Origin of the sequence: Citrobacter sp. JUb117, from assembly GCF_024809055.1 — a bacterium.
Lineage (GTDB): Bacteria > Pseudomonadota > Gammaproteobacteria > Enterobacterales > Enterobacteriaceae > Citrobacter > Citrobacter gillenii.
Genome location: NZ_JANUFB010000002.1, coordinates 261514 through 274475 on the forward strand (window position 1 = coordinate 261514; position 12962 = coordinate 274475).

Annotated in this window: 11 protein-coding genes and 1 pseudogene; 4 read left to right on the plus strand and 8 right to left on the minus strand. The window is 56.2% G+C overall.

The genetic code is table 11. The annotated features are described in order from the left end of the window. Positions 1-123 precede the first annotated feature (123 nt). Entirely contained in the window at positions 124-1023 is a 900-nt protein-coding gene (gene yegS / locus M2374_RS05135) for a lipid kinase YegS (protein ID WP_096756535.1), read from the plus strand. Here yegS and M2374_RS05140 read toward each other — a convergent pair. The 7 genes and pseudogenes from M2374_RS05140 to fbaB form a co-directional block, all read right to left on the minus strand. Next, entirely contained in the window at positions 1020-1793 is a 774-nt protein-coding gene (locus M2374_RS05140) for an ABC transporter ATP-binding protein (RefSeq protein ID WP_137399523.1), read from the minus strand. The genes yegS and M2374_RS05140 overlap by 4 nt on opposite strands. Beyond that, positions 1790-2662 carry an ABC transporter ATP-binding protein gene (locus tag M2374_RS05145; RefSeq protein WP_117343245.1) on the minus strand — a complete coding sequence of 291 codons (873 nt, stop codon included), beginning with the start codon at positions 2660-2662 and terminating at the stop codon, positions 1790-1792. The genes M2374_RS05140 and M2374_RS05145 overlap by 4 nt, the downstream gene beginning before the upstream one ends. Next, positions 2634-3539, minus strand: a complete 906-nt coding sequence (locus tag M2374_RS05150) for an ABC transporter permease (RefSeq protein WP_096756532.1) — start codon at positions 3537-3539, stop codon at positions 2634-2636. Before M2374_RS05150 ends, M2374_RS05145 begins: the two co-directional genes overlap by 29 nt. After that, entirely contained in the window at positions 3536-4573 is a 1038-nt protein-coding gene (locus tag M2374_RS05155; protein ID WP_115258061.1) for an ABC transporter permease, read from the minus strand. Before M2374_RS05155 ends, M2374_RS05150 begins: the two co-directional genes overlap by 4 nt. After that, positions 4570-6186: an ABC transporter substrate-binding protein gene (locus M2374_RS05160; RefSeq protein WP_096756530.1), complete on the minus strand. Its 1617-nt coding sequence runs from the start codon at positions 6184-6186 to the stop codon at positions 4570-4572. The genes M2374_RS05155 and M2374_RS05160 overlap by 4 nt, the downstream gene beginning before the upstream one ends. A 73-nt stretch (positions 6187-6259) precedes the next feature. Beyond that, positions 6260-7414, minus strand: coding sequence for a mandelate racemase family protein (locus tag M2374_RS05165; protein ID WP_115258060.1), 1155 nt, complete (start codon positions 7412-7414; stop codon positions 6260-6262). Positions 7415-7673: 259 nt separating this feature from the next. Further along, a pseudogene (gene fbaB / locus M2374_RS05170) lies at positions 7674-8726 on the minus strand (class I fructose-bisphosphate aldolase). A gap of 253 nt (positions 8727-8979) precedes the next feature. Here fbaB and M2374_RS05175 point away from each other — a divergent pair. Genes M2374_RS05175 through M2374_RS05185 form a run of 3 tightly spaced genes read left to right on the plus strand, consistent with a single transcriptional unit; the run spans position 8980 to position 12220 of the window. Continuing rightward, positions 8980-10257 (plus strand): nucleoside permease, encoded by a 1278-nt coding sequence (locus M2374_RS05175; protein ID WP_117343241.1) that lies wholly within the window; start codon positions 8980-8982, stop codon positions 10255-10257. Then, the gene (locus M2374_RS05180; RefSeq protein ID WP_181688951.1) at positions 10254-11258 is read left to right on the plus strand and encodes an ADP-ribosylglycohydrolase family protein; all 1005 of its coding nucleotides are present in this window, start codon (positions 10254-10256) and stop codon (positions 11256-11258) included. Before M2374_RS05175 ends, M2374_RS05180 begins: the two co-directional genes overlap by 4 nt. Then, positions 11255-12220: a PfkB family carbohydrate kinase gene (locus tag M2374_RS05185; protein ID WP_117343239.1), complete on the plus strand. Its 966-nt coding sequence runs from the start codon at positions 11255-11257 to the stop codon at positions 12218-12220. The genes M2374_RS05180 and M2374_RS05185 overlap by 4 nt, the downstream gene beginning before the upstream one ends. Here M2374_RS05185 and M2374_RS05190 read toward each other — a convergent pair. After that, complete coding sequence (locus M2374_RS05190; RefSeq protein ID WP_181506789.1) at positions 12194-12940, minus strand: GntR family transcriptional regulator; 747 nt, start codon at positions 12938-12940, stop codon at positions 12194-12196. The two genes, M2374_RS05185 and M2374_RS05190, sit on opposite strands and share 27 nt — an antisense overlap. Positions 12941-12962: the final 22 nt, after the last annotated feature.

The following is a 12962-nucleotide window of genomic DNA, read 5'->3' on the forward strand; positions in this document are numbered from 1 at the left end:
CTTACCTGAAAAAGCCGCAAATCGCGGCTTTTTACGTTTAACGTCCGCGCTTTCGGTCAGTTCTTACGCCATAAACCCATTCCTGGCATACACTTGTTAAAACGATAAAAGTGAGGCAACAGGATGATAGCATTCCCAGCCAGCTTACTGATCCTGAATGGAAAAAGTGCTGATAATCCCCCGCTGCGCGAGGCGATTGCCCTGCTACGCGATGAGGGCGTTGAGATCCATGTGCGCGTCACCTGGGAAAAAGGCGACGCCCGGCGTTACGTTGATGAGGCCCGCCAGTTGGGCGTTGCCACCGTCATTGCGGGCGGCGGTGATGGCACCATCAACGAAGTCTCCACCGCGCTCATCCATTGCCAGGGGGAGGATATACCCGCACTGGGGATTTTGCCGCTGGGAACCGCAAATGACTTCGCCACCAGCGTGGGTATTCCTGATGTTCTGGATAAAGCCTTGAAGCTGGCCATCGCCGGCAATGCGGTTGAAATAGATATGGTGCAGGTCAATGATAAAACCTGTTTTATCAATATGGCGACGGGCGGATTCGGCACGCGGGTCACGACAGAAACACCAGAAAAACTCAAAGCCGCGCTGGGCGGCGTGTCGTACTTTATTCATGGGCTCATGCGCATGGACACGCTGAAGCCCGACAGCTGCGAAATTCGCGGGGAAAACTTTCACTGGCAGGGAGACGCGCTGGTGATCGGCATCGGCAATGGTCGTCAGGCTGGCGGCGGGCAGCAACTTTGCCCCACGGCACTGATCAACGACGGTCTGCTGCAACTGCGCATTTTTACCGGCGATGAGCTTCTTCCGGCGCTACTTTCGGCACTTACCCAATCCGACGACAACCCCAATATTATTGATGGCGCGTCATCCTGGTTTGATATCCGTGCCCCGCATGAAATCACGTTTAATCTCGATGGCGAACCGCTAAGCGGGCAGGAATTTCACATCGAAATCCTCCCCGCCGCGCTGCGCTGCCGGTTACCGCCTGGTTGTCCCTTGTTACGCTAGTACGCCGCCACTTCCCGCGCCAGATCGCGGGAATAGCGCTGGCTGCCGCTTATTAACATCCGGGTATACTCGGTTTGCGCCTCACCGTTGACCAGCGCATCCACGGTGAGCGTTTCAAGAATTTTTCCGTATTGCATCACCGCCACTTTCTGACACAAATGCGCAATAACCCCCAGATCGTGGGTGACCAGCAGATAGGTCAGGCTGGACTCCTTTTGCAATTCAGCCAGCAGGTTAAGAATTTCGGCCTGTACCGATACGTCCAACGCAGAGGTCGGCTCGTCCAGCAACAGCACCTGCGGTTCGAGGATTAGCGCCCGCGCAATCGCCACACGCTGACGCTGCCCGCCAGAAAGCTGATGCGGATACCGGTCGCGAAATGCCCGGTTCAGACCGACCTTATCCAGCAGCCCGTTAACCCGCCGATCCCGGTCAGCAATGCCGTGGATCAACAGCGGCTCTTCGAGGATATCGCTGATGGTATGCCGGGGATGCAGTGAACCATATGGGTCCTGGAATACCATCTGTACCAGGCGGCAGCGTTCGCGGCGAATACGGTGACCCAGGGCTTGTCCGTCGATCGCCAGTTCACCCTGCCAATGGGTAAACAATCCAGCCAGGCACTTCAGTACGGTTGTCTTTCCCGAACCGGACTCCCCAACCAGACCGTAGACCTCTCCGGGCTGAACCCCAAACGTCACGTCATACAGCACCTGATTGCGTTTTTCTCCCTCACCAAATGCCAGGTTCAGATTTTTAACGTCGATCATATCCCCTCCTCACTCAGCCAACTGGGCTGACGTTGCAGCACCGGCAGCACCGCCCGGCGGTTGTGGATTTCTGGCAATGCGCTAATCAGCCCCTGAGTATAGGGATGCTGCGCATGATGGAGATCGCCTGCGGCGATGGATTCCACCACCCGCCCGGCATACATCACCAGGACGCGATCGCAGAAGCTGCGCACCAGGTTGATGTCATGACTGATAAAAATAAGCCCCAACCCACGCGACTCCACCAGCGAGTCAAGCAGCCCCAACACCTGCAGACGCACCGACACGTCCAGCGCCGAGGTGGGTTCGTCGGCAATCACCAGTTCCGGATCGGTGATTAACATCATCGCGATCATGACACGTTGCCCCTGGCCACCAGAAATCTCGTGCGGATAGAGCTGATACACCCGCTGCGGCTGACGAATACGCACCACCTCCAGCATTTCCAGCGCCCTGGCTTTGGCCTCAGCCTTGCGCCCCGGATGATGGGTAAGCCAGGCTTCGGCAATCTGATCGCCAACGCTCACCACCGGATTAAGGGAGTATTTCGGGTCCTGCATAATCATCGAGATACGCTTGCCGCGAATTTGCCGCATCTGCGCCTCGCTGGCATGGGCTAAATCCACATCGCTAAACTGCATTTTGTCTGCCGTAACCCGTGCTTTTTTCGGATGCAGGTGCAGCAGCGCTCGCCCGACGGTGGATTTACCGGAGCCTGACTCACCCACAATCGCCAGTTTTTCACGTCCGAGTTGAAAGGAGACGCCGCGCACCGCCTGGGTGACCGCGCCGCCGTTGATAAAATCGACGTGCAGGTTACGCACATCAAGCAGAGGCGAATCATTCGCTGCGAGGATCGAGGATGTCACGTAAGCCATCTCCTAAAAAGTTGAACGCCAGGCTGTTGATCAAAATCGCCAGCCCCGGAATAGTCACTACCCACCAGCATTCCATCATGTAGGTGCGCCCGCTGGAGATCATCGCCCCCCATTCCGGATCCGGTGGCTGAGCCCCTAACCCCAGAAACCCAAGGCCCGCAGCGGTCAGAATGATCCCCGCCATATTCATGGTGATACGAATAATCACCGACGGCAGGCACAGCGGTACGATGTGACGCCACAGCACACGTCCTGCCGATGCCCCCTGCAGGCGAACGGCAGAGATAAAATCGGCCTGACGCAACGAGAGCGTTTCCGCACGAGCCAGACGCGCAATCGGCGGCCAGGCGGTCAGCGTAATGGCAATTACTACGTGCTCCAGCCCCGGACCGAGTGCCGCGACAAAGGCCAGTGCCAGTACCAGGCTTGGAAAAGAAATGAAAATGTCGGTGACGCGCATCAGTACCATGTCGACCTTGCCACCGAAGTAACCCGCCGTGACGCCAAGCAGCAGACCGAGCGGCCCTACGGTGACCGACACCAGCAGCACGATATACAGCGTGATGCGCGAGCCATACACCAGGCGGCTAAAGATATCGCGGCCAAACTCATCGGTCCCGAACCAGTGCTGCGCGTTCGGCGCCACCAGCGCACTGTTTAAATCCTGCACCAACGGGTTGTACGGTGCGATAAGCGGGGCAAAAATGGCCACCAGCAATAACAACGCAATAATTCCGCCGCCAATGGCGGTCAGCGGGTTACGCGCCATCTTGCCCATGAACCCGCGCGCTCGCAGCAGCGCCTGCTTCGCCCGCAGACGTTGTTCGCTATTGCCGCTATCCCGCGGCGTATCCAGAGAAACCGTCATGATTTTGTCCTCGGATCAAAGAATTGATACAGCATGTCGGAGAGCAGATTGAGCATGACGAAAATCACCCCAACCAGCAGCACGCAGCCCATCACCGCATTCATGTCACCCAGCAGCAGGCTGCCGGTTAAATAGGAGCCAAAACCGGGCCAGGAAAAGACGGTTTCAATCAGCACCGCGCCTTCCAATAACGAACCGTAGGCCAGCGCGACCACCGTGAGCAGTTGCACCAGAATATTGCGAAACGCATGGTTCCAGATGACCTGACGCTCGGTCAGCCCTTTGACGCGCGCGGTGATAATGAACTCCTGTGAAAGCTGCGCCAGCATAAAGCTACGGGTCATACGGCTGATGTAAGCCAGCGAGTGAAAACCCAATAGCGCAGCAGGCAAAACCAGATGATTAATGGCATTCCAGAACACGGTGGCATTACCGGCCAACAGCGCGTCGACGGTCATTAATCCGGTCTGGCGTGGCACCAGCCCGTCCAGTCCGAGATCCAGACGCCCCGCGCCGCCCACCCAGCTTAGCCAGGCGTAGAACACCAGCAGCCCCATCATCCCCACCCAGAAAATCGGTGTGGAATAACCTGCCAGGCTAATGATGCGCACCACGTAATCCGACAGGCTATTGCGTCGTGCCGCCGCCAACACCCCCAGCGGGATCCCCAGACCCGCCCCTACCACAATGGCCATCGTCGCCAGCTCAATGGTGGCCGGGAAAACGCGTACAATGTCATCCATCACCGGCTTACCGGTCAGCAGCGCATTACCCAGATCGCCGTGCAGCAGATTGGTGAAGTAAATACCAAACTGCGCCGCCAGCGATTTATCAAAGCCTAACTGGTGATACACCTGCTGATAGGTACTCTGATCCGCATCAGGTCCCACGATCGCCAGTACCGGGTCGATCGGCATGACGCGACCGATAAAAAAGGTCAGCAGCAGCAATCCAAACAACGTCATTGCCACCTGTATCAGACGGGTCGAGACACGCCGGGCGCGTGAGCCAGGTGCAAGTATGGCAACGCTCATTGTTCACCTCCGGTTTTATACACATCACGCAAAAACGTGGTGGCCGACGGATGCGGCTGATAATTCTGCACCTCACGGCGCACAACGACCGAATCCACCATTTGCGACAGCGGAATTAGCGCGGGAACGAGCTGGTCGTAGCGGGTCTGGATCGCCTGATACGCGCGAGTCTGCGTTTGCGGGTCACGCTCCAGCAGGGCGCTGTCGATCATGTCATTAAGCGGTTTATCGTAGAAACCAGTGCGCCAGCCCTGAAAGTTGGTAAGCCGGGCTGCATCGCTGTTATCCGGGTTATAGACCAGCGCCCGCAGGCTGGAGTGCGGATGCGGTTCCATGCCGCTGCCGCCGCGCCCGACCAGCATGTCAAATTTACGCTCGCGCATTGCGCCGTAGATCTGATTACCGGTTCCGGTGATGATTTTGGCGTTAATACCCGCCTGCATCAGCGTGGACTGCACGGCAATCGCGATATTCTGGAAAGGCTGGTCAGCCAGCACCCGCAGCGTGGTGTCGAAACCGTCCGGGTATCCCGCCTCCGCCAGCAGCTTTTTAGCGCGCGGAATGTCGAGGCGATAGCCAGGGTCAGGCAGCGTGGAGGGCATTCCTGCCTTGATAGGACGCTGATGCAATACGCCGTATCCCGGCATCAGCGCTTTATTGATCCCCTGATAATCAATCAGGTAACGCACGGCTTCACGGACTTTCGGATTGGCGAAGTGCGCCTCCTTCATGCTCATTGCCACGTAATACATCGTGCCTCGCTGGACGGCATCCACGCTCAGGTCAGGATCGCTACGCAGGGCATTGATGTCTGAAACCGCCATATTACTGGCAATATCCAGATCGCCCTTGGCAATCATCAGACGCAGGGTCTGGGATTCCTGAAAATGGCGCAACACCACGCGGCTCATTTTCGCCTCGCCGCGCCAGTAGTTCGGGTTACGCGTCATGCGCAGGACATCTTTCGCCTGCCAGGTATCAAGGGTAAACGGGCCAGACCCGGCTTCATTGGTGGTCAGCCAGTGGTTGCCCCAGTCGTTATTCAGCACATGTTGCTGCACGGTTTTGCTGTCCAGCACGCCGAGATTCCCCAGCGCCCCCAGTGAATAGATAATCAACTGCGGATCGTTGGCTTTGGGCAGCGTGATTTTCACTGTAAACCTGTCCGGGGCGCTGACCTGTTGGTCGATATTTTTTTTGCTAAAGCCGTAGGATTTCCACACCGACGACTGCGCCAGATTCAGGTGCAGGATCCGACGCATCGACCACACCACATCGTCAGCAGTCAGCGGATTACCGGAGTGAAAGGTCACGTCATCGCGCAGATGAAAAGTCAGGGTGGTGCCATCCGGGCTGACATCCCAGGATGTCGCCAGCGCGGGTTTCACATGGGTCAACTGGGCAGGATCCAATTCCACCAGCGAGTCATACAAATTCACCACAATGCCCACCACTTCGTTGCCGGTCATGGCGGCCGGATCGAGGGTCAGCAGGTTATTCATGTTCATACCAATGATGAGCTGATCGGGCGGCGTTTTGGCGTACGCCGCACTGCTCCCCATCGACACGGCGAGTGCGAGTAAACACGCGCCCAGTAAGGAAGTTTTTTTCATCTATTGTTTGCCTGTACTGTAGGGTACATGTTGCCGGATGACGCTTGGCTTATCCGGCATTTATTGTTTTCAGTCAGTCGTGGCTGACGGTGTTGGCTTCGATATAGGCAAAATTGATGTCTTCCCCCAAACCGGGGCGCTGTGGCAGATGCACAAAACCGTCGGCGTCCATCGGGTCAACAATGCTGTTCAGGTAGGCTGCCGGTTCGTCGTAGTCGAGGAACGGATGCAGCAGGCCGCGCTCGTACCAGCGACAGTTTCGAATCGCGCCAATCACCGCGAGGCTCGCCGCACCGTTGCCGTGTACTTCGCAGTCCATGCCAAACGACTCGGCCAGGTTGGCCACTTTCAGGGTGGGCGAGATCCCCCCCACACCGTTGGCACCAGCACGTAAAATGTCGCATGCGCCCGCCTTCACCCAGTCCGCGCGGCTGTGGTGTTTTCCACCGAGGCTTTCCGGACCAATGATCGGAATGGAGAGATTTTCGGCAAGCCAGGCGTAAGACGCCATGCTCTCTTCTTCCATCGGCTCTTCAAACCAGGCAAAATTGAGTTTTTCCAGTTCCTTGCCGATGTACAGCGCTTCTGTACGGCTGTACCAGTGATAGCCGTCGATCATCAGATCAATATCCGGTCCGACCGCCTCGCGCACGGCGGCGCAGGCTTTCACATCCATCTTCGGATTTGGCGCGAAGGAGACCGGCGGCATCCAGGTATGCAGTTTGATCGCCTTATATCCACGAGCGACCAGTTTTTCGGCAAAGCAGGCATATTCTTCTGGCGTCGACAGTCCGCCGGGCAGATCGTCACCACACATGGTGCTGCCGTAGGCCGGGACCTTATCGCGAAAACCACCCAGCAGCTTGTAGACCGGCATGTTGAGCTTGCGGCCTATCAAATCCCACAGCGCCTGCTCAACAAAAGACAGCGCGCGTTCGGTCAGTTGATGCGCGCTTCCCCGCTGCCAGTGCACCAGATCCTGCCAGATGCGCTCCCGATTAAACGGGTCCTGACCGACCATCACTTTGCGAAAAAAGGTATTCACCACAAACGGGCGCACCACTTCCGGCGGTGCAAACGAATACCCCTGGGTTCCGTCATCGGCGGTAATGGTCAGCATGGCCATTTTGGCGAGGCTTTCCGGCCCCGGATGGGAATGTCCGGCGGTATCAGAAACCCGGCGGGTGGGATACTGGAAGACGGAGACATTGATAGCTTCAATTTTCATTATTGGGTCCTTAGCGCAACTTTGAAATGCTGTTTCACATCTAAATGTATGTGCAAAAAAGCAACTTTGCCTCGGACATTCCGCGCTAAGGCATGACTATTTTCTGTGCAAGTGCACAGGGAGAGGTGATGCTTTTCACAAAAGGCAGGAGAAACGTGAGGTAGATCGGACTAATATTGCGATTATACTGAAATGATATTTTGAATTTAATTTTTCAAGAAACGCGGGTTGCCGCGACATGACCACAACCCGCGATAATTTACGCAATGGTCACTTTGTTATCCAGATAAACGTCCTGCACGGCGTTAATCAACTTAACGCCATCTGCCATGGTTTTCTTGAACGCTTTACGTCCGAGGATCAGACCCATACCACCGGCACGCTTGTTAATTACCGCCGTGCGCACCGCATCGCTGAGATCGGTTTCGCCCCCTGCCGCACCGCCGGAGTTAATCAGCCCGGCGCGGCCCATATAGCAGTTCGCCAGTTGATAACGCACCAGGTCAATCGGGTTGTCGCTGGTCAGCTTGCTGTAGACGCGATCGTCGGTATAGCCAAAGTTAACGGCCTTATACCCGCCGTTATTTTCCGCCATTTTCTGCTTAACAATATCCGCCCCGATGGTGGCCGCCAGGTGGTTTGCCTGCCCGGTCAGGTCGGCGGAAACGTGATAATCCACCCCGTCTTTCTTAAATGCGGAGTTGCGCAGATAGGCCCACAGCACCGTCACCATCCCCAGTTCATGCGCACGTTCAAACGCTGCAGAAATCTCTTCAATCTGACGACGCGATTCCTCGGAGCCAAAATAGATCGTAGCCCCGACCGCCACCGCGCCCATATTGAATGCCTGCTCCACACTGGCATACAGCGTCTGGTCAAAGGTATTCGGGTAACTGAGCGTTTCGTTGTGGTTAATTTTTACGAGGAACGGAATACGGTGTGCATAGCGACGAGATACGGAAGCCAGCACGCCGTAGGTCGACGCCACTCAGTTACAGCCCGCTTCGATAGCCAGCTCCACAATATTCTTCGGATCAAAGTACAACGGGTTGGCGGCAAACGAGGCCCCGGCGGAATGCTCCACGCCCTGGTCAACCGGCAGAATCGACAGGTATCCCGTGCCAGCGAGTCGGCCCGTGTTGTACAGCGTCTGCATATTACGCAGCACGGCAGGCGGACGATTATTGTCTACCATCACGCGGTCGACGTAATCATGCCCTGGCAGGTAAAGTTGGTCAGAAGGAATGGTCATACAACGATGCTGTAAAAGGTTGTCGGCATCTTTGCCAAGCAACTGCGCAATATCAGTCATAGCTATGCTCCCGTAAGTTCCGGTTGGATACCGGAATGTGAATTGTCCTGACCCGCCTTGTTGCGGGCAGCCATAAGCCTGGTACCGACTGCGCTTTTTTTCCATCTTTAGCGCACTTTTCAGTCATTTCCGCTGGCTCGATTCAGGCATTAAAAAACGTTAAGGCGGTCAAAATTAAAACACAAAGGTATTTTAAAGGTATTATCTACTGGTACTATGAAAACGTACCTTACCTGTCATGAAGGATGTAAAGATGAAAACTACAGCAAAGCTGTCGTTCATGATGTTCGTGGAGTGGTTTATCTGGGGCGCCTGGTTTGTACCGCTTTGGCTGTGGCTGAGTAAAAGCGGATTCAGCGCCGGAGAAATTGGCTGGTCCTACGCCTGTACCGCCATTGCCGCAATCCTGTCACCGATTTTTGTCGGTTCGCTCACCGACCGCTTTTTCTCCGCGCAAAAAGTCCTGGCGGTGTTAATGTTCGTCGGCGCCATTCTGATGTACTTCGCCGCGCAGCAGACCACCTTCGGCGGCTTCTTCCCGCTATTGTTGGCGTATTCACTGACCTATATGCCCACCATTGCGCTGACCAACAGTATTGCCTTTGCCAACGTCCCGGACGTCGAGCGTGACTTCCCACGCATCCGTGTGATGGGCACCATTGGCTGGATTGCCTCCGGTTTAGCCTGCGGGTTCTTACCGCAAATGCTGGGCTACAGCGATATTTCCCCCACCAATATCCCGTTGCTGATCACCGCCGGGAGCTCCGCGCTGCTGGGTGTCTTCGCCTTCTTCTTACCGGATACGCCGCCAAAAAGTACCGGCAAGATGGATATCAAAGTCATGCTGGGGCTGGATGCACTGATCCTGCTGCGTGATAAGAACTTCCTTGTCTTTTTCTTCTGTTCGTTCCTGTTTGCGATGCCGCTGGCGTTTTACTATATCTTCGCCAATGGTTACCTGACCGAAGTCGGAATGAAAAATGCCACCGGCTGGATGACGCTGGGTCAGTTCTCGGAAATCTTCTTTATGCTGGCGCTGCCGTTCTTTACTAAGCGCTTTGGCATTAAAAAGGTATTATTGCTTGGTCTTATTACTGCAGCGATCCGCTATGGCTTTTTCGTCTACGGCGGCGCGGAAGAATATTTCACCTACGCACTGCTGTTTCTCGGCATTCTGCTGCACGGCGTCAGTTACGATTTCTACTATGTTACGGCCTATATCTACGTGGATAAAAAAGCGCCTGTGCATATGCGTACCGCCGCACAGGGGTTGATCACCCTCTGCTGTCAGGGATTCGGCAGTCTGCTGGGCTATCGCCTGGGCGGGGTGATGATGGAAAAAATGTTTGCGTATAAAGAACCGGTTAACGGTCTCACCTTTAACTGGGCGGGCATGTGGGGATTTGGCGCAGTCATGATTGCCGTCATTGCCGTACTGTTTATGATTTTCTTTCGCGAGTCTGACAAAGAAATCACCGCAATTAACGTGAACGACCGCGATCTGGCATTGAAAAAAGGGGAAGTAAAATGAAAGCAGAGCGTATTCTCGGTGCTCTTTATGGGCAGGCGTTAGGGGATGCGATGGGCATGCCATCAGAGCTATGGCCCAGAACCCGCGTGAAAGCACACTTTGGCTGGATCGACCGCTTTTTGCCCGGCCCCGCGGAAAATAACGCCGCCTGCTATTTTAACCAGGCGGAGTTCACTGATGACACAGCCATGGCGCTGTGCCTGGCAGATGCTCTGCTGGAATGCGACGGGAAAATTGTCCCCGACGTCATTGGCCGAAATATCCTGGCCTGGGCGGAAGATTTCGATGCCTTCAATAAAAACGTGCTGGGCCCCACCTCGAAGATTGCCCTTAAGGCCATCCGCGACGGAAAACCCGTTACTGAGCTGGAAAACAACGGTGTCACCAACGGTGCGGCCATGCGCGTTTCACCGTTAGGCTGCCTGCTACCCGCACACGATCTTGATGCCTTCATTGATGATGTGGCGCTGGCGTCCAGCCCGACGCATAAGTCGGACCTGGCGGTGGCCGGGGCCGTGGTTGTCGCGTGGGCAGTGTCGCGCGCGATCGACGGCGAACAATGGTGCGATATTGTCGATGCGCTTCCCGCCATTGCCCGCCACGCTCAGCAAAAACGGATCACTACCTTTAGCGCCTCACTCGCGGCGCGCCTCGAACTGGCACTGAAAATCGTCCGCGATGCTAACGGTACCGAGTCTGCCAGCGAGCAGCTGTATCAGGTGGTGGGAGCTGGCACCAGCACCATTGAATCCGTGCCCTGCGCTATCGCCATGGTGGAACTGGCACACACCGACCCTAAGCGCTGCGCCATTTTGTGCGCGAATCTTGGCGGTGACACCGACACCATCGGTGCCATGGCGACGGCAATTTGCGGCGCACTGCACGGCGTCGGCGCGATTGACCCTATGTTGAAACAGGAACTGGATACGGTCAATCAGTTGGACTTTACCCGCTACGCCAGCGGATTAATGCGCCTGCGTGAGCAACGGGAGGCGCGATGAGCACCACGCGTTTGCAGGCACTTATCCCGCAGTTGCACACCCAGCGCCCGGTGACGGTAGTCGGTGCAGCGGTGATCGATGTAATTGCCGATGCGTATGCCCTGCCCTGGCGCGGTTGTGACATCGAGCTTAAACAACAAGGCGTTAATGTTGGCGGCTGTGCGCTGAACATCGCCGTCGCGCTTAAGCGTTTAGGTATCGACGCCAGCAATGCCTTGCCGCTAGGTCAAGGCGTGTGGGCAGATATCATCCGCAACCGGATGGCAAAAGAGGGTTTACACAGTCTGATTGACCATGCCGAAGGTGATAATGGCTGGTGTCTGGCGCTAGTTGAGCCAGACGGTGAACGCACCTTTATGTCCTTCAGCGGCGTCGAAAATCAGTGGAACGCCGACTGGCTTGCGCAGTTGACGATCCCGCGCCACAGCCTGGTGTATCTTTCCGGCTATCAGCTGGCTTCGCCGTGCGGCGAGCTGCTGGTGCAGTGGCTGGAGAGTCTGGATGAGGTGACGCCATTTATCGATTTTGGGCCACGCATCGGCGACATCTCCGATACCTTAATGGCGAGAATACTGGCCTGTCACCCGCTGGTGTCACTGAATCGGCAGGAAGCAGACATTGCCGCAGAACGGTTCAGGTTAAGCGTGGATGTCGAGGGTTTTGGCGCTGAGTGGGTGAAGCGCTTTGCCACGCCGGTGGTAGTTCGCCACGATAAAGACGGCGCATGGTATTTCAGTGAAACGACATCCGGCTGCGTGCCTGCATTTCCAACGACCGTGGTTGACACCATTGGCGCTGGCGACAGTCACGCAGGCGGCATGCTGGCCGGGCTGGCATCTGGCTGGTCGCTGGCCGATGCCGTGTTGCTTGGCAACGCGGTGGGATCGTGGGTGGTCGGGCATCGCGGCGGCGATTGCGCCCCCTCGCGCGACGCGTTACTCCTCGCACACAAAGACGTATAGGTCGCTGCGGCAGTAACTGATGCTGTATTCAATGGGCCGGTGCTGCTGGTCAAGCGCGACCTGCTTGATCACCAGCACCGGCACTTTGCTGTCCATCTGAATGTGCGACTGGAACTCCGCATCCGGCATGCGGGCGCTGACGCGGGAGCGCGTGCGCTGCGGGAAAATATGCTGGCTGCGAAAATAGTCGTACAGCGAGACGCCGATAGCATCCACATCATGAATAAGATGCGCAGGGACCCAGGACTCTTCAATGGATACGGCGTCTTCATCCACATAGCGAATACGCTTAAGCAGAAAAACGTCACTGCCGGCGGTAATAACCAGCTGCTGCGCCACCTCTTCCGGACAAGGCACCACGCGTTTATTGACCCACAGCGTATCTGGTTTTTTTCCGCGTAACACCACCTGCTGAGAAAAGCCGCGCGCTTCTTTTAGCGAATACTCAAAGATATTGTTGATCTGCGTTCCGTAACCACGGGCGCGGGTCACTACCCCTTCTTCCTCCAGCGCCTGCATCGCTTTACGCACCGTAATGCGCGAAACGCCGGTCAGCTGGCTGAGATCGCGCTCACCAGGCAGAATATTGCCATGCTCGAGGATGCCGCTGCGGACAGCGTTTTTCACCGTTTGGGCGAATTTAAGATACAGCGGCGTGTTATCCGCCGCCGAAATGCGTTCATTCAGTTGCGCGATAAGCTGGGTATGCGCTTGTTCCATTTATCTTTTTCCTGACCGCTGA